The sequence below is a fragment of the Streptomyces sparsogenes genome, assembly GCF_001704635.1.
Classification (GTDB): domain Bacteria; phylum Actinomycetota; class Actinomycetes; order Streptomycetales; family Streptomycetaceae; genus Streptomyces; species Streptomyces sparsogenes.
The window spans coordinates 1-25,563 of sequence record NZ_MAXF01000058.1; the positions used below are offsets into that span (position 1 = coordinate 1).

Annotated in this window: 23 protein-coding genes and 1 pseudogene; 19 read left to right on the forward strand and 5 right to left on the reverse strand. The window is 73.8% G+C overall.

From position 1 onward, the window contains the following. Together BBH68_RS12420 and BBH68_RS41925 are read right to left on the reverse strand one after the other, a co-directional pair. Window positions 1-2,069: pseudogene (locus BBH68_RS12420) on the reverse strand (CHAT domain-containing protein); the annotation flags it as partial. A 111-nt stretch (window positions 2,070-2,180) separates the two neighbouring features. Next, window positions 2,181-2,348: a hypothetical protein gene (locus tag BBH68_RS41925; RefSeq protein WP_170066563.1), complete on the reverse strand. Its 168-nt coding sequence runs from the start codon at window positions 2,346-2,348 to the stop codon at window positions 2,181-2,183. A 178-nt stretch (window positions 2,349-2,526) separates the two neighbouring features. On the opposite strand from BBH68_RS41925, the gene BBH68_RS12425 reads away from it, so the two are divergent. Both BBH68_RS12425 and BBH68_RS12430 read left to right on the forward strand, forming a co-directional pair. After that, on the forward strand, window positions 2,527-3,750 hold the full coding sequence (locus BBH68_RS12425; protein ID WP_065961708.1) for a sensor histidine kinase: 1,224 nt from the start codon (window positions 2,527-2,529) through the stop codon (window positions 3,748-3,750). Further along, complete coding sequence (locus BBH68_RS12430) at window positions 3,738-4,382, forward strand: LuxR C-terminal-related transcriptional regulator (RefSeq protein ID WP_065961710.1); 645 nt, start codon at window positions 3,738-3,740, stop codon at window positions 4,380-4,382. The genes BBH68_RS12425 and BBH68_RS12430 overlap by 13 nt, the downstream gene beginning before the upstream one ends. 116 nt (window positions 4,383-4,498) lie before the next feature. Here the strand turns inward: BBH68_RS12430 and BBH68_RS12435 are convergent, their stop codons facing one another. Together BBH68_RS12435 and BBH68_RS12440 are read right to left on the reverse strand one after the other, a co-directional pair. After that, a complete protein-coding gene (locus BBH68_RS12435) occupies window positions 4,499-7,072 on the reverse strand; it encodes an FtsX-like permease family protein (RefSeq protein ID WP_065961733.1) in 2,574 nt (857 codons plus the stop codon). Continuing rightward, complete coding sequence (locus BBH68_RS12440) at window positions 7,069-7,899, reverse strand: ABC transporter ATP-binding protein (protein WP_079150937.1); 831 nt, start codon at window positions 7,897-7,899, stop codon at window positions 7,069-7,071. The genes BBH68_RS12435 and BBH68_RS12440 overlap by 4 nt, the downstream gene beginning before the upstream one ends. Before the next feature lie 288 nt (window positions 7,900-8,187). On the opposite strand from BBH68_RS12440, the gene BBH68_RS12445 reads away from it, so the two are divergent. From BBH68_RS12445 to BBH68_RS12520, 17 genes are all read left to right on the forward strand, one after another. Then, window positions 8,188-9,081, forward strand: coding sequence for a D-alanyl-D-alanine carboxypeptidase family protein (locus BBH68_RS12445; RefSeq protein ID WP_065961712.1), 894 nt, complete (start codon window positions 8,188-8,190; stop codon window positions 9,079-9,081). Between the two features lie 208 nt (window positions 9,082-9,289). Beyond that, on the forward strand, window positions 9,290-10,633 hold the full coding sequence (gdhA, locus tag BBH68_RS12450) for an NADP-specific glutamate dehydrogenase (protein ID WP_065961714.1): 1,344 nt from the start codon (window positions 9,290-9,292) through the stop codon (window positions 10,631-10,633). Between the two features lie 395 nt (window positions 10,634-11,028). Continuing rightward, the gene (locus tag BBH68_RS12455) at window positions 11,029-11,631 is read left to right on the forward strand and encodes a helix-turn-helix domain-containing protein (protein ID WP_065961716.1); all 603 of its coding nucleotides are present in this window, start codon (window positions 11,029-11,031) and stop codon (window positions 11,629-11,631) included. A 2-nt stretch (window positions 11,632-11,633) separates the two neighbouring features. Then, on the forward strand, window positions 11,634-12,803 hold the full coding sequence (locus BBH68_RS12460) for an ABC transporter substrate-binding protein (RefSeq protein WP_079150938.1): 1,170 nt from the start codon (window positions 11,634-11,636) through the stop codon (window positions 12,801-12,803). Then, on the forward strand, window positions 12,800-13,735 hold the full coding sequence (locus BBH68_RS12465; RefSeq protein ID WP_065961718.1) for an ABC transporter permease: 936 nt from the start codon (window positions 12,800-12,802) through the stop codon (window positions 13,733-13,735). The genes BBH68_RS12460 and BBH68_RS12465 overlap by 4 nt, the downstream gene beginning before the upstream one ends. Beyond that, window positions 13,732-14,514: an ABC transporter permease gene (locus BBH68_RS12470; RefSeq protein WP_065961721.1), complete on the forward strand. Its 783-nt coding sequence runs from the start codon at window positions 13,732-13,734 to the stop codon at window positions 14,512-14,514. Before BBH68_RS12465 ends, BBH68_RS12470 begins: the two co-directional genes overlap by 4 nt. Further along, window positions 14,504-15,673, forward strand: coding sequence for an ABC transporter ATP-binding protein (locus BBH68_RS12475; protein WP_079150939.1), 1,170 nt, complete (start codon window positions 14,504-14,506; stop codon window positions 15,671-15,673). The genes BBH68_RS12470 and BBH68_RS12475 overlap by 11 nt, the downstream gene beginning before the upstream one ends. 30 nt (window positions 15,674-15,703) lie before the next feature. Next, a complete protein-coding gene (locus BBH68_RS12480; protein WP_079150940.1) occupies window positions 15,704-17,110 on the forward strand; it encodes an NAD(P)/FAD-dependent oxidoreductase in 1,407 nt (468 codons plus the stop codon). A gap of 156 nt (window positions 17,111-17,266) precedes the next feature. After that, window positions 17,267-18,361: a tetratricopeptide repeat protein gene (locus BBH68_RS12485; protein ID WP_065961723.1), complete on the forward strand. Its 1,095-nt coding sequence runs from the start codon at window positions 17,267-17,269 to the stop codon at window positions 18,359-18,361. After that, on the forward strand, window positions 18,358-19,464 hold the full coding sequence (locus BBH68_RS12490) for a polyprenyl synthetase family protein (protein ID WP_065961726.1): 1,107 nt from the start codon (window positions 18,358-18,360) through the stop codon (window positions 19,462-19,464). Before BBH68_RS12485 ends, BBH68_RS12490 begins: the two co-directional genes overlap by 4 nt. Before the next feature lie 108 nt (window positions 19,465-19,572). Then, window positions 19,573-19,848, forward strand: a complete 276-nt coding sequence (locus BBH68_RS12495; protein ID WP_065961727.1) for a ferredoxin — start codon at window positions 19,573-19,575, stop codon at window positions 19,846-19,848. Then, window positions 19,838-21,256 carry an NAD(P)/FAD-dependent oxidoreductase gene (locus tag BBH68_RS12500; protein WP_065961739.1) on the forward strand — a complete coding sequence of 473 codons (1,419 nt, stop codon included), beginning with the start codon at window positions 19,838-19,840 and terminating at the stop codon, window positions 21,254-21,256. Before BBH68_RS12495 ends, BBH68_RS12500 begins: the two co-directional genes overlap by 11 nt. A 33-nt stretch (window positions 21,257-21,289) precedes the next feature. After that, window positions 21,290-22,540 carry a cytochrome P450 gene (locus BBH68_RS12505; RefSeq protein WP_065961729.1) on the forward strand — a complete coding sequence of 417 codons (1,251 nt, stop codon included), beginning with the start codon at window positions 21,290-21,292 and terminating at the stop codon, window positions 22,538-22,540. A gap of 118 nt (window positions 22,541-22,658) precedes the next feature. Beyond that, the gene (locus BBH68_RS12510; protein ID WP_065961740.1) at window positions 22,659-23,015 is read left to right on the forward strand and encodes a PRC-barrel domain-containing protein; all 357 of its coding nucleotides are present in this window, start codon (window positions 22,659-22,661) and stop codon (window positions 23,013-23,015) included. A gap of 18 nt (window positions 23,016-23,033) precedes the next feature. Continuing rightward, the gene (locus tag BBH68_RS41930; protein WP_170066564.1) at window positions 23,034-23,201 is read left to right on the forward strand and encodes a hypothetical protein; all 168 of its coding nucleotides are present in this window, start codon (window positions 23,034-23,036) and stop codon (window positions 23,199-23,201) included. A gap of 481 nt (window positions 23,202-23,682) precedes the next feature. Then, complete coding sequence (locus BBH68_RS12515; RefSeq protein ID WP_003986294.1) at window positions 23,683-23,979, forward strand: type II toxin-antitoxin system VapB family antitoxin; 297 nt, start codon at window positions 23,683-23,685, stop codon at window positions 23,977-23,979. A gap of 111 nt (window positions 23,980-24,090) precedes the next feature. Then, the gene (locus BBH68_RS12520) at window positions 24,091-24,780 is read left to right on the forward strand and encodes a LytR C-terminal domain-containing protein (protein ID WP_065961730.1); all 690 of its coding nucleotides are present in this window, start codon (window positions 24,091-24,093) and stop codon (window positions 24,778-24,780) included. Between the two features lie 148 nt (window positions 24,781-24,928). Here BBH68_RS12520 and upp read toward each other — a convergent pair. Then, window positions 24,929-25,563: uracil phosphoribosyltransferase (gene upp / locus BBH68_RS12525; protein ID WP_065961731.1), on the reverse strand; the 635-nt coding region annotated here is incomplete at its 5' end.

Below are 25,563 nucleotides of genomic sequence, written 5' to 3' on the forward strand. Positions count from 1 at the left end.
CCGCCTCGCCGCCCGTCCGCGGCGGCCCACTGGGCGGCGAGCAGGCCCCTGCTCGCCCCCGCCCTGGCCACCTCGAGGCCGTGCTCGGCGCCGAGTTGCAACAGCACGTCCTCGGCCAGCACCCGCAGCGACTCCCGCGCGGCGCCCACCGCCGCGCCCCGGTCGTCGTGCTCCCGGTCGTCGCGCAGCCGGTACGCCTCGGCCAGCTCCCACAGCACCTTCTGCCTGACCTCGGGGCTGGACCGCTCGGTGAGGTCGCGCCGGGCCCGCTCCAGCTCGCCGACCGCCTCCTCCAGGGCGGAACGCTCGCCGTTGATCCTGTGGATGGCCAGCAGGGCGTACACGATGGCCTGCCGGATGCGGACGTGCTGGTCGGGGGTCGAGGCGGGGCCGTCGAGGGCCCGGCGGGCCCGGGCCACGGCGTCGGAGACGCGGGCGGGGTCGCGTTCGACCAGGGAGGAGACGGCCAGGACGGGCGCCCAGCAGGCGTCCATCAGAGGCCGCGCGAAGGTGGGGATCCTGGGGTGTCCGGCCGCTTCTTCGAGATAGGCGACGGCGGTGCGCAGGGCCGTGGCCCCACCGTCCAGGGCGGCCAGGCTCAGCTGGGCCACCCCGAGCAGGAAGAGCACCAGGAACTGCCACTCGCTGTGTTCGCCGGTCTCCTCCAGCAGGTCGAGCAGCTCGTCGAGCAGGTCCTCCAGCTTTTCGGTGTCCCGCTCGTCCGCGGCCTCGGTGATGCGCAGATGGAGGTGCATGCACTGGTTGCAGATCCGCAGCCCTGCGGCGGCGCGCCCGGTGGCGTGCGCCGAGTCGAACACCGAGGAGGCGGGGCCGAAGAGGGCGTCGAGCCGGGCGCGCGCCTGGTCGCGGTCCTTCAGGTTGCCGCCCAGTGTGTTGGCCGCGGCCAGCAGGCCGGGCGAGATCAGCCCGGCCATCCAGCCCACCCGCCCGGACCCCCCGTCACCCACCGCGCCGTTGATCAGCTCCGCCGCCTCGGCCAGCCGGTCGGCGTCGCCGGTGCGTACGCCGTGGGCCATGCGGCTCATGGCGGCCCGGAGGGCGGTCTCCGCCTCCTCGCCCGCCGGGCCCCGGCTCACCGCCTCGACCAGGGTCTCGAGGTCCTCCGGGCGGACGGTGCCGGGGACTTCGAGCTCCAGCAGGAGAGCTATCTGGGCGGAGATCTTGGCGACCTCCTCGTCCGAGAGCTCCTCCGACCGCCCGGCCGCATCGCCGCCCCCGGCGCTGTCCCCGGTGTCGGCCCCGGCGCTGTCCCCGGTGCCGTCCCCGGTGTCGGCCCCCGTGTCGGCCCCGGCACCGCCACTGGTGCCGTCCCCGGGGCCGCCCTCGGTGAATTCGACGGCCATCCCCGCCAGAGCCGACAGCACTTCGGAGCCGGGCCCCGGCAGGTACTTCGCCATCCGCTCCGCCAGGTCCACGAGTTCCCCGCGGTCTCCCGAGCGCGCGATCTCGGGAGCCCGTCGGAGGGTTTCCGCCATCCACGTCAGAGGAACGCCCGCCATCCCGGGCACCGACGACGACAGTTCGGTCAGCAGCCCGCCCAGCTCCGCGAGGTCGCCGGTGAGCTCCGGGTCGCCCTCCGATATCCGGCGGCCCACCTCGAAGCTCTCCATGAGCTGGGGCAGCGTGCCGTTCCACCCGATCACCATGGCGGGCGTCAGCAGCAGCTGGATCTGGTTGAGGGTGGCGAAGAGCGTGTCCCGGCGGTCGAGCGCCCCGGCGGCGCGGGCCGCGCGCAGCAGCCCCAGCCCCCGGGCCCGGTCGGCGTCCGTGGGGTTCCGCCGGTAACGGTCGGCGTACAGACCGCCGAGCCGGGCCCGTACGGTGCACAGCAGTGGATCACCGTCCGATGCGACGGTGGCCAGCTCGGCCTCGATCGCTTCGAGCCGCGACAGCGCCTGGTCGACAGGAGCGGGATCGGGTGGCGCAGGCGGCGGGGCGGAGTCCGTAGGCGGCCCCTCGGCGAGTGGGCTGGGCTCGGCCAGTGTCCGGGCCTCGGCCGCGGCCTGTGCGGCTCGGTCGCGTAACGCCGCGATGTCCTTCGCGTGCACGAGCCCGCCCCCCTTCGCCGCGTGGCGCTCCCTCCATCATCCGCCCGCAGGCCCGGGCGCAGGAGGGGTTTGATCGGCTCTGCCGGAAACCGACCGGAAGGCGTCCGCGAATCACCCGGAGTGCTTGTCGCGCAGCACGTACAGGCCCGCGGCCGACGCGAGCACCACGACGCCCGTGGCGACGCTGATCAGGAGCTGCTGGATGCCGTCGAAGACGAAGCTGGTGGAGGCGTTGACGACGAGGCCGATCGTCAGGACGGCCCAGAGCAGGGACTTCATGGGGGTTCCTTCCAGGATCCTTCGGGAGAGGTGGCGACTGCCTGTGCGATCAACGATGCCGCCCGGGCGCGCGGCGTTCGAGGGAGCGCCCTCCCGAAGTCATGGTGGAGTGCGCTACACCATCGGCCGGGGTGAGTGCCCGCCCGCGCCCCCGCGGCAGGTCACCTAGCCTGAGGCCATGCGGGAGACAGTGGAGCAGGCGGGGCGGGCCACGGCCCAGCTGATGCGGGGGGCCGCGCTGGCCCTGGTCTCGTATCTCTTCATCGGACTGCTGCTGTTCACGGCCTTCGCGACGGTCCTCGTGGTCGGCGCGGGCGTGCTGCCCGAGACGGTGCTGCTGCTGCGCAGGATGGCCGGGTTCAAGCGGCGGCAGGCGGCGGCCTGGACGGGACGGCCGGTCCCGGAGGCGTACGCGCCGCTCACCGGCGAGCTGTTCGAGCGGGTGCGCACGGCGACCCGGGACCCGGGCACGTACCGGGATCTGCGCTGGCTCTTCGCGCACTTCGGCTACGGCCTGCTGCTGGCCTACGCCTCGCTGATCGTGTGGTCCTTCGGCTGGTTCGTGGACGGGGTGTGGTGCGGGCTGCTGAGGCGCCCGGCGGTGGTGCTGCCGCTGGTCTCGCGCCTCGCCGACCTCGACGCCGCCTGGACGGGCGCGCTGCTGACGCCGTCCCCCGAGGCGCAGCGCAGCGCCGCCCTCGCCGAGCGGGTCGAGGAGCTGACCGTCACCCGGGCGGGCGCGGTGGCCGCGCACGGTGCCGAGCTGCGGCGCATCGAGCGGGATCTGCACGACGGGGCCCAGGCCCGGCTGGTGGCCCTGTCGATGCGGGTGGGGCTGGCCAGGCGGGCGTTCGACAAGGACCCCGACGCGGCGCGCAGGCTCCTCGACGACGCGCAGAACCAGGCCGAGGAGGCGCTGACCGAGCTGCGCCACGTCGTCCGCGGCATCCATCCGCCGATCCTCACCGACCGCGGCCTGCTCGGCGCGGTGCGCGCGCTCGCGGCGAGCAGCGGGCTCGATGTGGCCGTGGACGCGGACGGGCTCGAGGGCGAGGACGTGCCGCGCGCGCCCGCGGCGGTGGAGGCGGCCGCGTACTTCGTGGTCGCGGAGGCGCTGACCAACGCCGCCAAGCACAGCGGCTCCGAGCGCGCCTGGGTGGAGCTGGCCCGTACGGCGGGGCGGCTGCGGGTCGTGGTGCGCGACGAGGGGCGGGGCGGCGCCGAGACCCCCGCCCCCACGGCCTCCACCCCCACGGCCTCCGGGACGGGCGGCGGGGGGACGGGCGGCAGTGGGCTGCTGGGCATGCGTCGCCGGGTCGCGGCGCTGGACGGGATCATGGAGGTGACCAGCCCTGCCGGGGGGCCGACCGTGATCGAAGTGGAGTTGCCGTGCGCGTGGTGATCGCCGAGGACAACGCGTTGCTGAGGGAGGGGCTGGTCCTGCTGCTGACCTCCGCCGGCCACGAGGTGGCGGCGGTCGCCGGCAGCGGCCCCGAGGTGCTGCCCGCGCTCCTCGAACACCGCCCGGACGTGGCCGTCCTCGATGTGCGCATGCCGCCGGGCTTCCGCGACGAGGGCCTGCGCGCGGCGCTCGCGGCCCGCCGGGAGATCCCCGACCTTCCGGTGCTGGTGCTGTCGCAGTACGTGGAGGAGACGTACGCCGCGGAGCTGCTGGGCGGCGGGGCGAGCGGGGTCGGCTATCTGCTGAAGGACCGGGTGGGCCGGGTGGACGAGTTCCTGGACGCCCTGGAGCGGGTCGCGGCGGGCGGCACGGCGCTGGACCCGGAGGTGGTGACGGAGCTCATGACCCGCCGCCGCGACGATCCGCTGGACTCCCTCACGCCGCGCGAGCGCGAGGTGCTGCACCTGATGGCGGAGGGCCGCGACAACACCACCATCGCGCAGACGCTGGTGGTGTCGGACCGCGCGGTCAGCAAGCACATCGGCAATGTCTTCGCGAAGCTGGGCCTGCCGCCGAGCGACAGCGGGCACCGCCGGGTGCTGGCGGTGCTGGCGTATCTGAACAAGGGGTGAGGCGGCACCGCCGACGACGCGGCGGCTCGGCGGTGAGTACGGGACACCGACACGCCGTGGCGTCGGCGTGTCGGTGTCCCGTACTCACCGCGGGTGTCACCCGCTCACCGCGGATGTCACCCGCCGGCCGGGCCCGATCCCGGGTACCGGCCCCGCAGCGCGGCCCGGGCCGGGGGCAGCGTCCCCGCGGCCGTGGTCACCGCGACCACGGCGACGATCACCAGGCCCTGGACCGGCGGCAGATACGGCACCGTACGGGCCATCGCCACGCTGAACGCGAGCAGCGGCACCGAGGCCACGGCGGCGCCCACGGCCAGCCCGGTCACCGCCGTGGCCCCCGCCTCGAGGCGCAGCATCCGCCGCAGTTGGCGCCGCCCGGCCCCGGCGAGGCGGAGCAGCCGCAGCTCGGGGCGGCGGCCGATGGTGATGAGCGAGAGGGTGCTGAGGACGGCGATCACGGTGAAGGCCCCGATCGCGGAGACCGCGGCCACCGTGACCACCTCGACGAGCGCCTGGTCCTCCGGCTCGACGTGGAGGGGCGCGGGGTCCGGTGTCACCCGGGCCCCGGGGACCGCCGCCGCCAGCGCCTCGGCGACCGCGGCGCGGTCGGCGCCGGGCCCGGCGGCGACCAGGATCCGGCCCGCCCCGGGGGTCGAGGTGTGCCGCAGCAGCTCGTCACGGGACAGGAGGAAGTCGCCGAGGGCGAGGGCGCGTTCGTACGTCGCCACGACCCGCAGCTTCGCCTCCGCCCCGTCCCCGAAGCGCAGCGTCACCGTGGAGCCGGGCCGGGCGCCGAGCGAGCGCGCCCGGTCGGCGCCGACCGCGACGGTGCCGGGCCGCAGCCCGCTGAGGCTGCCGTCCCGCACCCCCGGGTCGAGGGTGCGCGGGAGGCCCTGGGGGGTCAGGCCGAGGACCGGGAGCCGGTCGACGCGTGGCTCGCCGGCCTCCCGGCGGGCCAGCACCACCGTGCCGCGTACGACGTCCGTGGCCGCCCGCACCCCGGGCACGCGCCGGATCCGCTCCACGGCGCCGTCCGGCAGCCCGCCGTCCGCGCGCACCGCGAGGTCGGCCCGCATGGCGTCGCGGGCCTGGGCCCCGCCGGCGTGGGTGAGCGTCGCGCCGCCCGACAGCTGGACCGCGGCGAAGGCGGTGACCAGGATGATCGGGGTGAGAGCCGCGCCCAGGCGGGGCGCGGCGGCCGCGCAGTTGGCGGCGGCGAGGCGGCCGCCGGGCCCGCCGAAGCGCCGCATCGGCGCGCCGAGCACCCGCATCGCGCCCATGGCGATCCACGGCCCGAGCACGGCGCACCCGACGACCATGGTCATCGCGGCCGCCCCGGCCGCCATGGCCGCGGTCTGGCCGGACTGGAGGACGGCCGCCCCCGCCGACCCGGCCCCGAGGGCCAGCAGCACCAGTCCGGTGACGCGGCGCGCGGTGCCGGGGGGCGCCTCGCGCAGCGCCTCCGCGGGGCGGAGCTTCGCGGCCCGGGCGCAGGCGAGCCACGCCGCCGCGCGGGCGATCAGGACCGTGAGCCCCGCGGTGACCAGCGGGGCGGGCCACAGCCAGGGCGGGAAGGGCAGGACGAGACCGGGGGGCAGCGCGCCGCACGCGGCGAGCAGCGCGCGCAGCCCGGCGTACGCGGGGAGCGCCGCCACCGCGCCGACCAGCGCGGCGCGGGCCGCGACCCGCCCCACCTCCCGGCCGATCGCGCCGCGCAGCTGCCGCGGTGTGGCGCCGACCGCGCGCAACAGCCCGATCTCGGGGGCGCGTTGCCGCAGCGCCTGCACGACCGTGGAGGAGACGACGAGCAGCGAGACGAGGACGACGGTCCCGGCCACGGACGCGAGCAGCTCCAGCACGCCCGCACGGGCGGGTGCGACGCCCAGGAACTCGGGGCCGCCGCGCCCGTCCCCGGTCAGCACCCGGGCCTTCGCCGAGTCGCCGTCGGCGCGCTTCCCCACGCTGTGGACGCCCGCCGCGTCCAGCGCGTGCCGCACCCGGCCGTACAGCTCATCGGTGCCGACGCCGGAGGCGGCGATCACCCCGATGGCGTCCAGGCTGCCCGGGTGTCCGGCCAGCCGGCGGGCCCGGGCGGCCTCGAAGTAGACGGCGGCGCGCGGGCCGTCGGCCACGCCGACGACGGTGTACGCCGCGTCGACGCCCGCCACCCGCAGGGTGACCCGCTCGCCGGAGCGGGCCCCGCCGCCCATGACCACCTCGCCCGCGCGCTTCGGGGCGCGCCCGTCCCGCAGGGCGTACGGGGCGAGCCGGGCCGCGTCCCAGGGCCGCCCGGTGAGGGCCTGCCCCGCGCGACCGACCTGGAACACGTCGTCGGGGACGGCCGCCCGGACGCCGGGCACCTTCCGCACCACGTCCAGGGCGCCGCGCTCCACCCGCACCCGCTCGGTGAGCCCGGCCCGCGCCGTCTCGGGGTCGCCGCCCCACGGCTTGGCGGTGAAGCGGGTCTCCTGGTCGCCCGCGACGACCAGGTCGGCCGCCGCGTACCGCTCCACGCGGGGGTGCCCGAGCGCCGTCGAGGTGAGGGCGAGCACGAACGAGCCGAGCAGCAGGGAGGTGAGGGCGAGCGCGGCGAACACGGCGGCCCACGCCTTGCGGTGCGTACGGGCGGCACGGGAGGCCAGCAGCGCGGTCACGCGCACCGATCCCCGTCCGGGCACCTGGGCGCTCATGCCCGCCACCCCTCTCCGCCCTCGCCGCCCGCAGTGCTCTCCGCCGCGTTCTCCCCGGTGTCCCGCCCCAGGCGCTCCATCACGCGGCGCACATCGTCCGCTCCGGGCCGGTCCAGCCGCCCGACGACCCGCCCCCGCACCAGGAAGAGGGCCTCGTCCGCCCAGGCCGCCGCGACCGGGTCATGGGTGACCATCACCACCGTGTGGCCGTCGCGGTCGACGGCCCGCCGCAGCAGCGCCAGCACGCCCTGCGCGGTGGCCGGGTCGAGTGCTCCGGTCGGCTCGTCCGCGAAGACGATGTCGGGCTCGGTGACCAGCGCGCGGGCGATGGCCACGCGCTGCCGCTGCCCACCGGACAGCTCCGCCGGCCGGTCCTCTCCCCGCGCTCCGAGCCCCACCGCCGCAAGCGCCCGCGCGGCCCGCCCGTCGGGCGGCGCGCCCCCGAGCAGCAGGGGCAGGGCGACGTTCTCCGCGACGCTCAGCGACGGCACGAGGTTGTGCGCCTGGAACACGAAGCCGATCCGCTCCCGCCGCAGCCGCGTCAGCGCGCTCTCCTTGAGCGAGGCCAGTGCCGTGCCCCCGACCCGCACCGTCCCCGCCGTCGGCCGGTCGAGCCCGGCGGCGCACTGCAGCAGGGTCGACTTCCCGGACCCGGACGGCCCCATCACGGCGAGGAACCGGCCGCGGGGCACCGCGAGGTCGACGGGGTGCAGCGCGGCCACGCCCCGCCGGTACTCCCGGCTCACCCCCTCCAGCGTGAGCGCGTCGGCCACCGGCCCCGCCCGCTCCGCGCCCACCGTGCCGGCACCGCCCCGCTGGCTGCGCATACGTACGCCCTCTCCCATTGATCGAATGGCTTCCCCATCCGCTCACGAGGCTAGGAACGGGCGGCGGCGCGGGGCAGAGAGCACGCTCCCGTTCCTGGGGTGTAGCGGGCTACACCCCGTGCCACCGGCTCCCACATCCCCCGTTGGGGCGCCGGGCACTGGCGGTGAGTCGCGTTGGGGGGATGAGCTACTGTCACGGGGGCACATCCATTGGCCCGTCTCATGCGTCTCTTGAGTAAGCGGCACTCTCAACATCGCCGCCCCCCAGGGGCATTTGGAGCATAAGTCTTGAAAACCGGCATCAAGGGCATTCGTCGCGCATCCGCTGTGGCCGTCATCGCCGCGGGCGCCGTTCTGAGCGCCGGGGCGCTGGCCCCCGCGCAGGCCGCCACGGTCGCGACCCCCACGATCACCGCCAAGGGCGGCTTCGTGATGAACAACGGCACGGGGAAGTCCCTCTACACCAAGGCAGCGGACACCCGTCTCTCCACCGGTTCCACCACGAAGATCATGACGGCTCGGGTGGTACTCGCCCAGCCGAATCTGAACCTGGACGCGAAGGTCACGGTCCAGAAGGCGTACAGCGACTACATCGTCGACAACAACTGGGCCTCCTCGGCGCGTCTGATCGTCGGCGACAAGGTCACCGTCCGCCAGCTGCTGTACGGGCTGATGCTGCCGTCCGGCTGCGACGCCGCGTACGCGCTGGCCGACAAGTTCGGCACCGGGTCCACCCGGGCCGCGCGCGTGAAGTCGTTCATCGGCAAGATGAACACGACCGCCAAGAACCTCGGCCTGAAGAACACGCACTTCGACTCGTTCGACGGCATAGGGCACGGCGCCAACTACTCCACGCCGCGCGACCTGACCAAGCTCGCCAGCAGCGCGATGAAGTACTCCACGTTCCGTACGGTCGTGAAGACCAAGTCGACCAAGCAGAAGGTCACCACGAAGAACGGTGGCTACCGCTACATGGAGTGGAAGAACACCAACCCGCTGCTGGGCACCTACTCGGGCGCCATCGGTGTGAAGACCGGCTCGGGCCCGGAGGCCAAGTACTGCCTGGTCTTCGCCGCCACCCGGAACAGCAAGACGATCATCGGCACGGTCCTCGCCTCCTCGTCGGTGGACAACCGCACGGTGGACGCGAAGAAGCTGCTGGACTACGGCTTCAAGAAGTAAGCGCCGACGGCGTTCGCCCGGGCCCGCCCGCGACCGGCTTCCGGTCGCGGGCGGGCCTTTGTCGCAGGCGGGCCTTTGTCGCGGGCGGGCCTGTGTCGCGGGCGGGCATGTGTCCCAATCCGACCAGGCGGCTGTCGCGGTCCGACTGGGCCGCCTCCCCGGCGCGGCGGACCGGCCCCGGGGGTGTCCGCTGCCACACTGGGCGGCCATGGACGTCACCGCTCGTATCGAGTCCGTGTACGCGCAGATCGTGCGCCGCAACCCTGGGGAAGCGGAGTTCCACCAGGCGGCGGGCGAGGTGCTGCACACCCTCGCGCCCGTGCTCCGCGCGCACCCGGACCATCTCGACGCCCGGATCGTGGAGCGGCTGTGCGAGCCGGAGCGACAGATCATCTTCCGGGTGCCCTGGGTCGACGACCAGGGGGACATCCATGTGAGCCGGGGCTTCCGGGTGGAGTTCAACAGCGCCCTCGGGCCGTACAAGGGCGGGCTGCGCTTCCACCCCAGCGTCAACCTGGGCATCGTGAAGTTCCTCGGCTTCGAGCAGATCTTCAAGAACGCCCTGACCGGGCTCGCCATCGGCGGCGGCAAGGGCGGCGCGGACTTCGACCCCAAGGGGCGCTCCGACGCGGAGGTCATGCGCTTCTGCCAGTCCTTCATGACCGAACTCCACCGGCACATCGGCGAGCACACCGACGTGCCGGCCGGGGACATCGGGGTGGGCGCGCGCGAGATCGGCTATCTGTTCGGCCAGTACAAGCGGCTGACCAACCGCTTCGAGGCCGGCGTCCTGACCGGCAAGGGCGTCGCCTGGGGCGGCTCGCACGCGCGCACCGAGGCCACGGGGTACGGCACCGTCCACTTCGCCCAGGAGATGCTGCGCACCCGTGGGCGCGGGTTCGACGGCTGCGATGTGATCGTCTCCGGGTCCGGCAATGTGGCCGTCTACGCCATCGAGAAGGTCCACGCCCTCGGCGGCCGCGTGGTCGCCTGCTCCGACTCCTCCGGGTACGTGGTCGACCCGGCCGGGATCGACCTCGACCTGCTCAAGGAGGTCAAGGAGGTCCGCCGGGCGCGGATCCTCGACTACGCCCGGGCCAGGGCGGGCGCGGTGTTCTCCGACCGGGGCTCGGTGTTCGAGGTGGACTGCGACATCGCCCTCCCCTGCGCCACCCAGAACGAGCTGGGCGAGCAGGACGCCGTCGCGCTGGTGAAGAACGGCGTGCTGGCCGTGGCCGAGGGCGCGAACATGCCCTGCACCCCGGCGGCGGTCGAGGTGTTCCGGGAGGCCGGGGTGCTCTTCGGCCCCGGCAAGGCCGCCAACGCCGGCGGAGTGGCCACCTCCGCGCTGGAGATGCGGCAGAACGCCGCGCGCGAGCAGTGGACGTTCGAGCAGACCGAGGCGCGGCTGGCCGAGGTCATGTCCGATGTCCACGCGCTGTGCCGGGCCACCGCCGAGGAGTACGGCTCGCCCGACGACTACGCCCTGGGCGCGAACGTCGCCGGGTATCTGCGGGTGGCGGAGGCCATGGCCGCACACGGCGTGATCTGACCCCAGCCCCGCCCCCGCCCCCGGCGGACCCTCGCGCCATCCGCCGCCACCCCGGGCGCCGCCCCGGCCGCCGCCATCTCGGACACCTCACCTCGCCACCGTCACCTCGACACCGTCACGGCGAGCCCCCACGTCGGCCGCCCGCCGCCGCTCCCTCACGCCGGACACACCCTGCGCGACGGCCGGCCCGGCGGGGCGGGCCGTGCGTTTCCGCCCGCTCGCCCCGCCACCTCTTCACCACCCCTTCATCACCCCAACTCCATTTACGGGTAAGTCACTTCACACATCCCGCTTTTCGTTAAGCATTCCTTGTCACGCCCGTGGGCCCGTGTCATCGTGCTTGCCATTCCTCTCCCCGTCGATCACTTCCGCTTCCCACCCCGCCCGGAGCTCAAGTGTCCGTCGAACCGAAGTCCGGCCCCGAACCGCCCGCCGAACGTGCCGAGTCGGACGTCGGCAGGCGGGTGCACGCGTTCCGGCGCCTGCGCCGTATGTCCCTGCGCGCCCTCGCGGAGCGCAGTGACGTCAGCGGGAGCTTCCTCAGCCAGCTCGAGCGGGGGCGCAGCAGCGCGTCCATATCGACGCTGGCGCGCATCGCCTCCGCGCTCGGCATCACCATGGCCGAGCTGTTCGACACCTCGGCCATCGGCCCCACGCCCCTGCGCTCGCAGGACCGGCCGGTGCTCGACTGGGTCGGCGGCGGCCGCAAGACCTCGCTCACCCGGGAACCGCTGAGCGGGTTCGGGGTGTACGAGGCCGAGTTCGCGCCGGGGGGCTCGACCGGGGACGAGCAGTACAGCCACCCCGGGTGGCACGAGATCGTCGTGGTGCTGACCAACCAGGTGACCGTCCTGCTCGACACCGAGCGCTTCGTACTCGGCGAGGGAGACAGCCTGGACTTCGACTCCAGGCAGCCGCACCGCATCGTCAACGAGACCGATGCCCTGTCCGTCGTCCATTGGGTGCTGGGCCCCGTACAGCCCGGCGACAAGGAGTAGCGATGTCCCCCCGATCCCCATTCCCTGGAGCAGTCACCGGAGCGTTCCGCGGGGCCCGGACCCGGCGGCCCGCGCCGGCCGGGGTCGCCCTCGCGACCGTGGGTGTGCTGCTCACGGCCGGCTGCGCGCAAGGGGGGCCCGGCGAGGACGCCGACGCGGCCGATCTCGTCGGCCAGCCGGCGGGCACGGTGAAAAAGGACGCGCTCGACGACGTCCGGATGACCTTCGTGTCGTACGGCGGCGGGATGCAGGACGGTCAGGAGGGCGCGTTCGTCAAGCCGTTCGCCAAGGAGTCCGGCGCCGATGTGCTCACCGACGGCCCGACCGACCCGGCCAAGATCAAGGCCCAGGTGACCTCCAAGAACGTGCTGTGGGACGTGGTCGACACGACCCCGTGGGACGCCGCGGCCAACTGCGGCACGCTCTACGAGAAGCTCGACTACAAGATCATCAACACCAGCCAGCTGCCGGACCAGACGCCCGAGTCCCCCTGTATGGTCCCCTCCCTGATCTACGGCTACGGGCTCTACTACAACGCCGACAAGTACGGCGACAACCCGCCCACCGGCTGGGCGGACTTCTTCGACACCGAGAAGTTCCCGGGCAAGCGGGCCGTGGACGGCCGTCCCACCCCCACCCCCGGCATCTTCGAGGCGGCGCTGCTGGCCGACGGCGTGGGCCCGAGCAAGCTGTACCCGCTGGACACCAAGCGGGCGCTGCGCAAGTGGGACGCCGTCAAGTCCGACCTCACGTACTGGAAGACCGGCGCCCAGCAGACCCAGATCGCGCAGTCCGGCCAGGCGGACATGGTGATGGCCTGGAGTGGCCGCGTCTACGAGGCCAACGCGAACGGCGCGAACTTCCGCCCGGTGTGGAACAACAGCTTCACCCTGTACGACGTGTTCGCCGTGCCGAAGGGGTCGAAGAACACCAAGGCCGCGATGGGCCTGATCAACTACGCGCTCGGCGCCCAGCAGCAGACCAAGCAGGCGGAGTACACCAGCTACGCGCCGGTCAACACCAACTCCAAGCCCAAGCTGTCCCCGCAGGCCAAGAAGCTCGACCCGGTGCAGGAGACGGTGCTCAACCAGTCCATCACCCCGGACTTCGCCTACTGGGGCAAGAACCGCGACAAGCTGTCCAAGGCATGGACGGACTGGCTGAACCGATGACGGCGATCTCCCCCCGGCCCGCGCCCGGCCCGGCCGCCGACCGGCCGGCCGGGCCGGGCCCCCGCTCCGGCGACGCCGGCGGCGGCCGGGCGCCCCGCTCCCGGCGCCCGCTGCTGCTGGTGCCGACGGTGCTGCTGGTGCTGGCCGGATTCGTCTACCCGGTCGGCACGATCGTGGTGCGCAGCGTCACCCAGCCCGAGTTCGGGCCGCAGAACTTCTCCTGGCTGCTGCACGACGCCACCTCGCTCCAGGTGCTGGGCCGCACCCTGGTCGTCGCGGCCCTGGCCACGCTGATCACGCTCGTGCTCGGCTATCCGTACGCGTATCTGATGACGGTGTCGGGGCCGGCGCTGCGCGGGCTGCTCATGCTGGCCGTGCTGATGCCGTTCTGGACCAGCCTGATGGTGCGCGTGTTCGCCTGGGTGATCATCCTTCAGGACCACGGGGTGCTCAACACCGTGCTGGGGGCGCTGGGCCTGGGCGAGACGCATCTGCTCGGCACCACCACGGGCGTGCTGATCGGCATCTGCCAGCTCCTCATGCCGTTCATGGTGCTGCCGCTGTTCAACGCGATGCGCTCGATCGACCGGCGGGTGGTGCAGGCGGGGATGATCTGCGGCGCGCCGCCCTGGAAGGCGTTCTGGCGCGTCTTCGTGCCGCTGTCGCTGCCCGGGGTGTTCGCCGGGTCCCTGATGGTGTTCATCCTCTCGCTCGGCTTCTACGTCACCCCGGCCGTGCTCGGCTCGCCCCGCCAGGAGCTGCTGCCCAACGCGCTCTACACGCAGATCAGCGAGTTGCTGAACTGGGGCCGCGGCGGGGCGCTCGCGGTGGCGCTGCTGCTGACGGCGGGTGTGCTGCTGGCGGTGACGACCTGGGTGTCCAAGCGGGTGACCGGCAAGGCGGCCGGGGTCACGGGAGGTCTGGAGCTGTGAGCCGGCGCATCCCCCTGAAGATCTTCGGCGCGCTGGTCGCGCTGTGGCTGGTCGCCCCGACGCTGGTGGTCATCCCGCTCAGCTTCACCGGGCAGCGCTCGCTGGCCTTCCCGCCCGAGCGCTGGTCCCTGCGGTGGTACGAGGCGTTCTTCGACGACCGCCGCTGGGTGGCCGACCTGCTGAACTCGCTCCAGATCGCGGCGCTCGTCGGCGTCCTGGCCACGGTGGCGGGCACGGCCGCGAGCTACGCCCTGACCCGGGGCCGGTTCCGCGGCCGCGGCGTGGCGGGCGCGCTGCTGATCGCCCCGATGCTGGTGCCCACGGTCGTCTTCGGCGTGGGCGTCTACGCCCTGTTCCTGGAGCTGCGGCTGGTGGGGACCTTCACCGGGTTCCTGGTCGCGCACACCGTGCTGGCCCTGCCGTTCGTGATCATCCCGGTGTCCTCGGTGCTGTCGCGGTTCGACACCACGCTGGAGCGCGCGGCCGCGATCTGCGGGGCGAGCCGGGCGCGCGCGTTCTTCCGCGTCACCCTGCCGGTGATCGCGCCCGGTCTGCTGTCCGGGTTCATGTTCGCCTTCGTGACCTCCTTCGACGAGGTCGTGGTGTCCCTGTTCATCTCCAGCCCCTATCTGGAGACCCTGCCGGTGCGGATGTACAGCAGCATCCAGCGCGACGTCGATCCCACCATCGCCGCCGCGGCCACCCTCATCATCTGCTTCACCAGCGCGCTGATCGCGGTCGCGCTGCTCGCACAGTCCCGGAGGCGACGTGTCAGCTGACCTCGGGCGCGGCGGGTCCGCCCCCCTCGAAGCCGCCCACCCCGCAACCGCTCCCCGCGAGGCCGGCGGCCTCGACGCCGCCGACCTCAAGCGCAGCGGGGCCGCCATCGAACTGCGCGGCCTGACCAAGGCGTACGGGACCAGTCAGGCCGTGCGCGGTGTCGATCTGACCATCGAGCCGGGCGAGTTCATGACCTTCCTGGGCCCCAGCGGCTCGGGCAAGACCACCACGCTCAACATGATCGCCGGTTTCGTCCCGCCGACCTCCGGCGAGATCCTGGTCGACGGCAGGCCGCTGGCCGCCACGCCCCCGCACCGGCGCGAGATGGGCATGGTCTTCCAGGGCTACGCGCTGTTCCCCCACCTGAGCGTGTGGGACAACATCGAATTCCCGCTGCGGCAGCGGAAGATGCCCAAGGCCCGCCGCCGCGAGCTGGTGCGCGCGGCGGTGCGCACCGTACAGCTGGAGGGGTTCGAGCGGCGCCGCCCCGCCCAGCTCTCCGGCGGCCAGCAGCAGCGCGTCGCCTTCGCCCGCGCCATCGTCTACCGGCCACCGGTGCTGCTGATGGACGAGCCGCTGGGCGCGCTGGACAAGAAGCTCCGCGAGGCCCTTCAGGAGGAGATCCGGGAGATCCACCGCAAGGTGGGCACCACCTTCCTGTACGTCACCCACGACCAGGAGGAGGCGCTCTCCCTCTCGGACCGGATCGCCGTCTACGACGACGGGCGGATCGTGCAGGTCGGCACCGCGGAGGAGCTGTACGAGCGGCCCCGGTCGCTGTTCGTCGCCCAGTTCCTCGGCGAGTCCACCCTGCTGCGCGGCGTCGTCCACCCCGACGACCCCAGGCGGCTGCACGCGGGCGCCCACGGCATCCCGCTCTCCGGCAGCCACGGGGTGCGCGGCGACGCCGTGGTGGTGATCCGCCCCGAACAGCTGCGGCTCACGGCCGGGGGCCCGGCCCCGGGCCGGGCCGGGGTGCCGGTCACCGTGCGCGACGAGACGTACCTGGGCCACTCCCGCAAGCTCACCGTCGAACTGCCCGGCGGGCACACCGGGCTGGTCCGGGAGGGCCCCGGCACCGCCTCCGGGCTGCGCGTCGGCGACTCCGGTTACGCCACCTGGGACCCGGCCGCCGCCGCGGTGGTCCCGGACCTGTAATCCCTCGGTACTCGCGTAAGGACAAGTGAAGTGATCAACGGCCAGGTCTCCTTCTGGATGCGGGACACCGCCGGCCCGACCCGGGACCCCGCCGGCGCCGCCCGCCCCGAGCGGCCCCCGCTGGACGGGGACACCACGGTCGACGTGTGCGTCGTCGGCGCCGGATACACCGGGCTGTGGACCGCCTACTGGCTGCGCCAGGCGCTGCCCGACGCCTCGATCCTCGTGGTCGAGGCGCGCCACGTCGGCTACGGCGCCTCCGGCCGCAACGGCGGCTGGCTCTCCGGCAAGATGATCGGCCTGCCCCGCCACCTCGCCGGAGGCCCCCGCGGCCGGCAGGGCGTGGTGGACCTGCGGCGCGCGGCCGTCGACTCCTTCGACGAGATCCTCGGGATCATGGCCGACCACGACATCGACGTGGACGCCGTGCACGGCGGCTATCTGACGATCGGCCGCACCCCCTCCGAGCTGGCCCGGCTCCGGGCGGCGGTGGACGCCGAGCGCGCGTGGGGCATGACCGAGGAGGACGTACGGCTGCTGTCCGCCGCCGAGACGGCCGGCCGGATCAGCATCGACGGAGTGCTCGGCGCCCTCTACAGCCCGCACAACGTGCGGCTGCACCCCGGGAAGCTCGTCACCGGGCTGGCCTCGGTCGTGGAGGCCGCCGGGGTCCGGATCGCCGAGCGCACCCCGGCGCTCGACCTCCGCCCCGGCCGGGTGCGCACCCCCCACGGCACCGTGACCGCCCGCCACATCCTGCGCGCCACCGAGGGCTACACCGCGCGGCTGCCCGGCCGCCGCCGGGACACGCTGCCCATGAACAGCTCGATGGTCATCACCGAACCGCTGTCGGAGGCGGACTGGAAGGCCATCGGCTGGGCCGGCTGCGAGGCCCTCTCCGGCGCCCAGCACACCTACTTCTACGCCCAGCGCACCGCCGACGGCCGGATCGCCCTCGGCGGCCGCGGCCTGCCCTACCGCTTCGGCTCCCGGCTCGACCAGGACGGCCGGCTGGACCGCTGGACCATCGGACAGCTCTCGGGCGTCCTGCGCGGCCTCTGGCCCGACCTGCGCTTCCGCCTCGCGCACGCGTGGTGCGGCTCGCTCGGCGTACCGCGCGACTGGTCGCCCTCGGTCGTGTGGGACCCGGCGACGGGCCTCGGCCACGCCGGGGGCTACGTCGGACAGGGCGTGACCGCCGCCTACCTGGCCGGCCGCACGCTCGCCGACCTCGTCGCCGGCCAGGACACCCGCTACACCAGACTGCCCTGGACCGGCCGCCGCTCCCCCCGCTGGGAGCCGGAGCCACTGCGCTGGCTGGGCTCCTACGCGATGTACGGCCTCTACCGCATCGCCGACCTCAGCGAGGCGACCACCCGCCACGAACGCACCTCGGCCTTCGCGCGGCTTGCCGACACGGTCTCCGGGCGGCACTGAGTCCTCTGTGCGGCGTTCCCTGTGCGGCGGTAGGCGGTCACCAGCAGCTACGGATCCCCCCACGACCACCTCTATACACTGTGTTTATACACGCCATGTATAGTCCGAGCCGTTCAGGGCCACCCAGAACTACCGGCACGTCAGAGAGGCTCGTCCATGTTCGCCAAGGCATTAGCGCCCGAGTACCAAGGCTCACTCAGTTCCCTGTCGGTGAACTCCTCCCTGACCGACGTTCTCGCCGAGGGCACCGACCGGCTGCGCGCCGCCGAACAGGCTGGCTCCCAGCGGGAGGTCGCGCGCTCGGGGCTCGCCGTGGCGGAGGCGCACCGCCGTCTGGGCCATGTCGAAGAGGCCGACCGCGCCTGGAAGGCGAGCTACCGCGCCGCCCGCTCGGCCGGTGACGTCGGCGCGATGGCATGGGCGGTGTGGAGCGGCGGCACCCTCGCCCGGCAGCGGGGCTCGCTCGCCCTGGCCCGTCGGCTGCTCGCCCTCGCCGCCGAGCTGGGCAAGCGCGGCGACGACGTGGTGGCCCGGGGCTACTCGCTGGCCGGGCTCGCGGAGACCGGCCGCATCCAGGGCGACTACGAGGCCGTACACACCCTGCACGAGCAACTGCTCGCCGAGGCCCGCAAGCGCGGCGAGGCCCGGCACACCGTCTGGGCGCTGGAGGGCATCGCCCAGATCCACCGGAACACCGGCTCGTACGACACCGCCTTCGCGATGTTCGAGGAGGCCGCCGCCATCGCGGCGCAGGCCGACGACCAGCGCGGCCGGGCCTGGGCGCTGCGCGGTATGGCCGACATCGTGTCCCTGCGGGACAAGGACGTGGACCGGGCCCTGGCGCTACTGTCCGAGGCGGAGCTCGCCTGCCGCAGGATGAAGCTGACCAGCGCGCTCGCCTACAACCTCAAGATGCGCGGCAACGTCCTCTTCCGCGCCGGACGTTACGTGCCCGCCCGGGAGTACTACGAGACGGCGCTGGCCGAATTCCGCGCCATGAGCGAGCCGCGCGGCACCGCACTGTCCCGTCTGGGTCTGGCCAAGACGCTCGCCCGGCTGGGGCAGGACCCGGAGCTCACCGCCGCGGAACTGGACGACCTGCGGGGAGAGCTGGACCGCATCGGGCTGCGGCACGCCCGTGAGATGGTCGACGCGGCGTACGAGGAGCTGGGCATATCGCGAACCGGTGCGTATCGCTCACCCGCCGTACCCGGCGCGCGAAAGGCCCACGAGGCGGTGGCCGCCCGATGACCGCGCCCGCGCCCCCGCTCCCGCGCCCGACCACCGCCCCACCCGCCTCCGCTTCCGCGGCGCGGACCCTCGCCCGCTGCCGGAGCCTCGTACTCCCCGCGCTGACCACGGCCGTGGAACGGCTCCACCCGTACCCGGGCGAGATGGCCGCCTTCTCCTTCGGCTGGTGCGAGGTGGGCGGCACCCCCGCCGCCGGACGGCCCGGCGGCGGCAAGGGCGTACGCCAGGCCCTGGCCGTGCTCGGCGCGGAGGCGGCGGGCGAGCCCGGGGCGACCGCGGTCGCCGGGGCGGTCGCCGTCGAGCTGGTCCACGCCTTCTCACTCCTGCACGACGACATCATGGACGGCGATGAGACCCGGCGCCGGCGCGCTTCCGTATGGAAGGCGTACGGCACCGGCCCCGCCGTTCTGGCCGGGGACGCGCTGTTCGCCCTCGCGGTGCAGACGCTCGCCGAGTCGCACGGCCCGCACGGCGGCGCGGCGATCCGGCAGCTGTCGGGGGCGCTGGGCGACCTGGTGCGCGGTCAGGCGGAGGATCTGCTGTTCGAGTCCCGCCCCTGGACCGGCCCCGACGCGGTCCGCACCGCCGAATACCGTGCGATGGCCGAGGGCAAGACCGGGGCGCTGCTGGGCTGCGCCGCGGCCCTCGGCGCCCAGCTCGCGGGCGCTCCGGAGCCGGTCGTCACCGCGTTGGACCGGGCCGGGCGCCACGTCGGGGTGGCCTTCCAGGCCGTCGACGATCTGCTCGGCATATGGGGCGATCCGCGGGTCACGGGCAAGCCCGTCCACGGCGATCTGCGCCGGAGGAAGAAGACGCTGCCGGTACTGGCGGCCCTGGCCGCCGACGGCTCGGCCGCCCGCGAACTCGCCGCCCTCCTCACCGACAACCTGCACGCCGACGCGCCGGACGCCGGCCCCCACGACGCGGCCGTCCACCGCGCCGCCGAACTCGTCGAGGAGGCGGGCGGCCGCGCCGCCACCCTCGCCGAGGCCCACCACCACCTGGACGCCGCCCGCGCCCAGCTCGCCTCCGTCCCGCTGGCCCCGGCCGCGGCCGCCGAACTCCTGGCTCTGCTGCCCTTCCTCGTCGACCGCGCGCTGTGACCACACCACCCCTTCGGCCCGCAGTGCGCGCGGCGGCGGGCCGCCTCACCCATGCTGGAAAGGCCGCTGGGCTGGTGGGGAAGGACTGGTGTGGAAGGACGGGGCCCGATGAGGCTTGTCGTCGATCTCAACCGATGCCAGGGGTATGCGCAGTGCGCCTTCCTGGCGCCCGACGTGTTCACGCTGCACGGGCACGAGGCGCTGCGCTACACCCCTTACGCCGACGACTCGCGGCGCGAGCAGGTGGCGCGCGCGGTGGCCGCCTGCCCGGTCGGGGCGATTCTGCTGGACGACCTGCCGGAGAACCTGCCGGACGACGTCGCGGGTGACGGGGCGGGCGGCCCGGCGGACGGCCTCCACGCGGCGGGCCCCGGTGTCGGCTGAGCGCGGCGGCGGGGGCGAGGGCGACGGAAGCCTGGAGCGGCTGCGGCGGGACGGACGGATCGTGATCGTCGGCGCCTCGCTGGCCGGGCTGCGAGCCGCGGAGACGCTGCGCGAGCAGGGCTTCACCGGCTCGCTCACCCTCATCGGCGACGAGCCCGAGCCGCCGTACGACCGGCCGCCGCTGTCCAAGCAGGTCCTGCTGGGCACGGTGGACGCGGACCGCACCACCCTGCCCCGGCGCCGGGCGATCGGGGCCCGCTGGCGGCTGGGGACCGCCGCCACCGGGCTGGACCTCGCGGCCCGGCGGGTGCGCCTGGCCGGCGGCGAGGAGGTGCCGTACGACCGGCTGCTGATCGCCACCGGGGTGCGCGCCCGCCCCTGGCCGCACCCCGCCGAGGCGGATCTCGACGGCGTCTTCACGCTGCGCACCGGCCGCGACGCGGCGCGGCTGCGGCGGCGGCTGGCGGCGGGGCCCCGGCGGGTGCTGGTCATCGGCGGCGGCTTCATGGGCTCCGAGATCGCGTCGGCCTGCCGTGAGCTGGGGCTGCCCGTCACCGTCGTCGAGCGCGGCCCGGCCCCCCTGGTGGGCGCCCTGGGCGGGGTGATCGGCCAGGTGGCGGCCGAGCTTCAGCGGGCGCACGGCGTCGATCTGCGCTGCTCGGTCATGGTCACCGGGCTGGAGGGCGACGCGGCCGGGCGGCTGCGGCGCGCCCACCTGTCCGACGGCACCGCCCTGGAGGTGGATCTGGCGGTGGTCGCGCTGGGCGCCGTCCGCAACACCGAGTGGCTGGCCGGGTCGGGTCTCGGCGCCGGGCCCCGGGGGGTCGCGTGCGACGCGGGGTGCCGGGCGTTCGACGTACGGGGCCTGGTGACCGACGACGTCTTCGTGGCCGGGGACGTCGCCCGCACCCCGCACCCGCTCTTCGGTTACCAGTTCCTCTCCCTCGAACACTGGGGCAACGCCGTCGCGCAGGCCGAGGTCGCGGCGCACAACATGGTCAGCCCCGGGCCGGACCGCCGCCCCCACCTGTGGATCCCCGCCTTCTGGTCCGCGCAGTTCGGGGTGAACATCAAGTCCGTCGGGGTGCCCACGATGGGCGAGGAACTGCTCATCGCCCAGGGGTCGCTCGCCGAGCGGAGCTTCACCGGCGTGTACGGCTACCAGGGCCGCGTCATCGCCGCCGTCACCTTCGACCAGACCAACTGGCTGGACTTCTACCGGCGGCAGATCGAGACGGCCGCGCCCTTCCCGCCGGTCTGCCGCACCGTGGACCGGCGCCCCGACGGGCTGCGCCCCGTCCCCGCCGACTTCCCCGACCCCTCCCTGCCCACCCACGGGCCGACCGTCACCCTCAGCGGCTACTCGCCGACCGACCGGCGGATCGTCTTCACCCCCGCCCGGGGGTGAGGGGCGCCCCGTTCACCCGGAAGGACTCCGTCCATGACGCACGGCACGTTCCTGCGGAAGATCACCGACTACGCCCACCGCGCCGACCCCTACCCCCTCTACGCCGAGCTGCGGAAGACGCCCGTGCTGCGGGACGACATCGGCCCGTACCTGGTCTCCACGTACTGGGAGATCCACGGCCTGCTGCACGACCCCCGGCTCAGCTCGGACCCCCGCAACCTCGACCCCGAGGCCGCCGGCCTGGTCGTCGCCGAGGAGGAGGACGACCCGAGCCTGCCGCCGAGCTTCCTGCGGCTCGACCCGCCCGAGCACGACCGGCTCCGCCGGATGGCGATGTACCCCTTCGGGCCGCCGCACACCCCACGGCGGATCCACGACATGCGCGGGGAGCTCGCCCGGATCGTCACCGGGCTCGTCGACGGCTTCGAGGGCCGGGACCAAATCGACCTCGTCGACGACTTCGCGTACCCCTTCCCGGTGACCGTGATCTGCCGGCTGCTGGGCGTGCCCCGCGCGGACGAGCCGCTCTTCCACGCGTGGGCCGACACCATCGTCTCCAGCGCCGACCCCGACCCGGACGCGGACGCCGCCGAGCGGCGCGGCGCCGTCCGGCGGGCCCGCACCGAACTGGCCATGTATATGTCCGAGCTGATCGAGGAGCGCCGCCGCGCCCCGGGCGAGGACATGCTCTCCTCGCTGGTCCACGGGGACGGGCCGGACGGGCGGATGGCCCACTCCGAACTGGTCAGCACCGCCGCGCTGCTGCTGATCGCCGGGCACGAGACGACGGTCAACCTGATCACGAACGGGATGCTGACCCTGCTGCGCCACCCGGACGTCCTCAAGCGGCTGCACGACGACCCCCGCCTGGCCGTGCCCCTGGTGGAGGAGGTGCTGCGCTACGAGCCCCCGGTCCAGCTTCTCCCCCAGCGGACCCCGCTGACCGACATCGACATCGCGGGCGTCACCATCCCCAAGGGCGCGTCCGTCTGGCTGATCCTCGCCTCCGGCAACCGCGACCCCCGGCGCTTCCCCGACCCCGACCGGTTCGACCCGGACCGCAGGGACAACCAGCACCTGGGCTTCGGCAGCGGCATCCACATCTGCTTCGGCGCCCCGCTGGCCCGGCTGGAGGCGCAGCTTGCGCTGGCCGAGCTGGCCCGCCGGCTGGAGAACCCCCGGCTGCTGGAGGACCCGCCCCCGTACCGCCGGAACGCGGTGCTGCGCGGCCCGCGCCACCTGCCCATCGGCTTCGACGGGGTGCGCGCGGGGCGGGAGCCTTGAGGGCGCCGTCTCGCGGGGCGGCGCGGGTGTCTTACGCGGTTGTCTCTCGCGGGTGTGTGGAGTGGCCGCCCGTCCGGGGCCGTTGGAGGATGAGAGCAGGCGATGTTTGGAGGGCACGGTGTTCGAGGCCGAAGACATCCGGAAATGGCGCGACCGTGACGTGGTGGACCGCGAGGGCCGCAAGATCGGCACGCTCGAGTCGATCTATGTGGACACCGCCACCGACAAACCCGCCTTCGCGACCGTCACGGTCGGCATGCCGACCCGGCGGCGGCTGGTGTTCGTCCCCCTCGGCGGCGCGACCGTGTCCCCGCACTATCTGAAGGTCACCTATCCCCGGGACCTGGTGCGGGAGGCCCCGTCCATCGGGACCGACGACGTGCTGCCCGCCAAGCAGGAAGAGGCGGTCTTCACCCACTACGACCTGAGCTACCAGCCGGGCACCGGGGGCGAGCGGCGGCTGGCCCGCCCCTGAGCGGGAGGGAAGGGTGCGATGACGCTGTTCCTGCTGCTGCTCCTGGTGGCCATCGGGCTGGGCATCACCGGCTTGGTCGTCGGGGGGCTGTTCTACCTGTTCGTCATCGGCGTGGTGGTCTTCCTCGCCGACCTGGTCTTCCTCGGCACTCGGCTGCGACAGGGCGGCCGGCGCCCGGTCCGCTGACCGGTAAAGGCCCGGGCAGGACAAAACCCGGACAGGACCCGGACAGGACGAGGCCCGGGCAGGACAAAACCTGCGAGGTGGGCTCCCTTCGCCGGCATTGTCCGGATCAGGTGCTGGAGGTCGCCTTCCGGTCTCCCCGACCTTCCGGCCTCTCAGCCCGGCCATCTAGGACGCGTCCGTTCAAAAGAACTCTTGTTCTCCCTTTCAGAGAACCGAAGTCCTCTGTCCCGGAGAACCGTTGTTCTCTCTGCTTGGACGTGTCTCCGGTCGAGCTCCCTCGCTCGCCCCGCAGGCTGTTTTTCACATTACCCCCGCCCCCTTTGGGTGACTAGACCCACTCACACATTTTTTGCCCGATTCGCCAGATTTTTCGCTTACGCCCCTCGAGCCGGCCCCACCGCGCCCGCCACGGCGGGCGACAGCCGCCGGTACTCCGGCGCCTTGGCTGCGCCGGGTGCCGCTTGCCCGGTAGGCTTTCCGTGTGATCTTCAAGCGCATCGGAAACGGTCGACCGTACCCCGACCACGGCCGGGAAAGCACCCGCCAGTGGGCGGATGTCGCCCCACGCCCGGTACGCCTTGACCAGCTGGTCACCACGAAGCAGCAGCTCGACCTCGAAACGCTGCTCGCGGAGGACTCGACGTTCTACGGGGACCTCTTCGCCCACGTCGTGAAGTGGCAGGGCGACCTCTACCTCGAGGACGGGCTGCACCGCGCCGTGCGCGCCGCGCTCCAGCAGCGCCAGGTGCTGCACGCGCGTGTCCTGGAACTCGGCTGACCGGCCGCGCGGGCGCCGCCGGGAGGGCTCGTTGGCCCTTTCGGGTTGGGCTGTGCGGCAACCATTGATCATTTAGTAGGCATCGCCACCGAGCCGCACTACGCTGCGCCTATGAGCATGCTCACCCCTCCCGGCATGGGCGGAAAGTACCGCATCACGGGCGACCGCTACCCGCGCATGCGCCGGCCGAGCGGCCGCCGCCGGCTCGTGTTCGCCGCGATGGGCGCCGTCTGCGCCCTCGGCCTGGTCGGCTGGGGAACGCTCCAGCTCATCGACGTCTTCTCGGGCGGCGACGACGACAAGACGGTGCGCGCGGCGCGGGGCACGGCGGACTGCAAGCGCGAGCTCGGCAAGGACACCGCCAAGGGCCACGACAAGGGTCACGACAAGGGTCACGACAAGGCCTCGGGTACGGCTCCCAAGGCGCTGCCGAAGCCCGGCGAGATCACCGTCAACGTCTACAACGCCACTCCGCGCACGGGGCTGGCCAAGGACACCGCCGACGAGCTGAAGAAGCGCGGCTTCAAGATCGGGAAGGTGGGCAACGCGCCCGCCGCGTACGACAAGAAGGTCAAGGGCCCCGGGATACTGCTCGGCGCGCCGGCGGCCACCAACGGCCCCTTCGACGTGCTCGGCACCCAGCTCGCCGGCGCCCGGACCGAGAACGACGGGCGCTCGGGCAAGGACATCGACCTGATCCTGGGGAGCGGCTTCAAGGACCTGACCAAGAAGAAGGACGCCACCAAGGCGCTGGCCGCCCTGTCCGCGCCGAAGCCGTCGTCCTCGGCCCCGACCTGCTGACCCGGGCCCCACTGGCCGGGCCCCACTGACCGGGCCCTGCTGACCCGGGCCCCGCCGGCCGGGGCCCCGCTGAGCTTGCCGACCGCACCGCCCCGCGCGTCCGCTCGGGGCGGTCGGAGCCCGCTCGTACCGGCCTCGGCCGTCCCGCTCAGCCGGCCGTCCCGTACATCCGGTCCCCGGCGTCGCCGAGCCCGGGGACGATGTACCCGTTCTCGTTGAGCCGCTCGTCGACCGACGCGGTGACCACCGTGACGGGCGCGCCCGCGAGCTCGCGCTCCATGGTCTCCACGCCCTCGGGCGCGGCCAGCAGACACAGCGCGGTGACGTCGTCCGCGCCCCGCGATATCAGCTCCTGGATCGCCGCGACGAGCGTCCCGCCCGTCGCCAGCATCGGGTCCAGGACGTACACCTGACGGCCGGAGAGGTCCTCGGGCATCCGCGTCGCGTACGTCGACGCCTGCAGTGTCTCCTCGTCGCGGATCATGCCCAGGAAGCCGACCTCGGCGGTCGGCAGCAGCCGCACCATGCCGTCCAGCATCCCCAGGCCCGCCCGCAGGATCGGCACCACCATGGGGCGCGGGTGGGACAGCCGCACCCCGGTCGTCGCCGTCACCGGGGTGTCGATGTCGACCTGCTCGGTGCGCACGTCCCGGGTCGCCTCGTACGCGAGCAGGGTGACCAGCTCGTCGGCGAGGCGCCGGAAGGTGGGGGAGTCGGTGCGCCGGTCGCGCAGCGTGGTGAGTTTGTGCGCCACCAGCGGGTGGTCGACGACATGGATCCGCA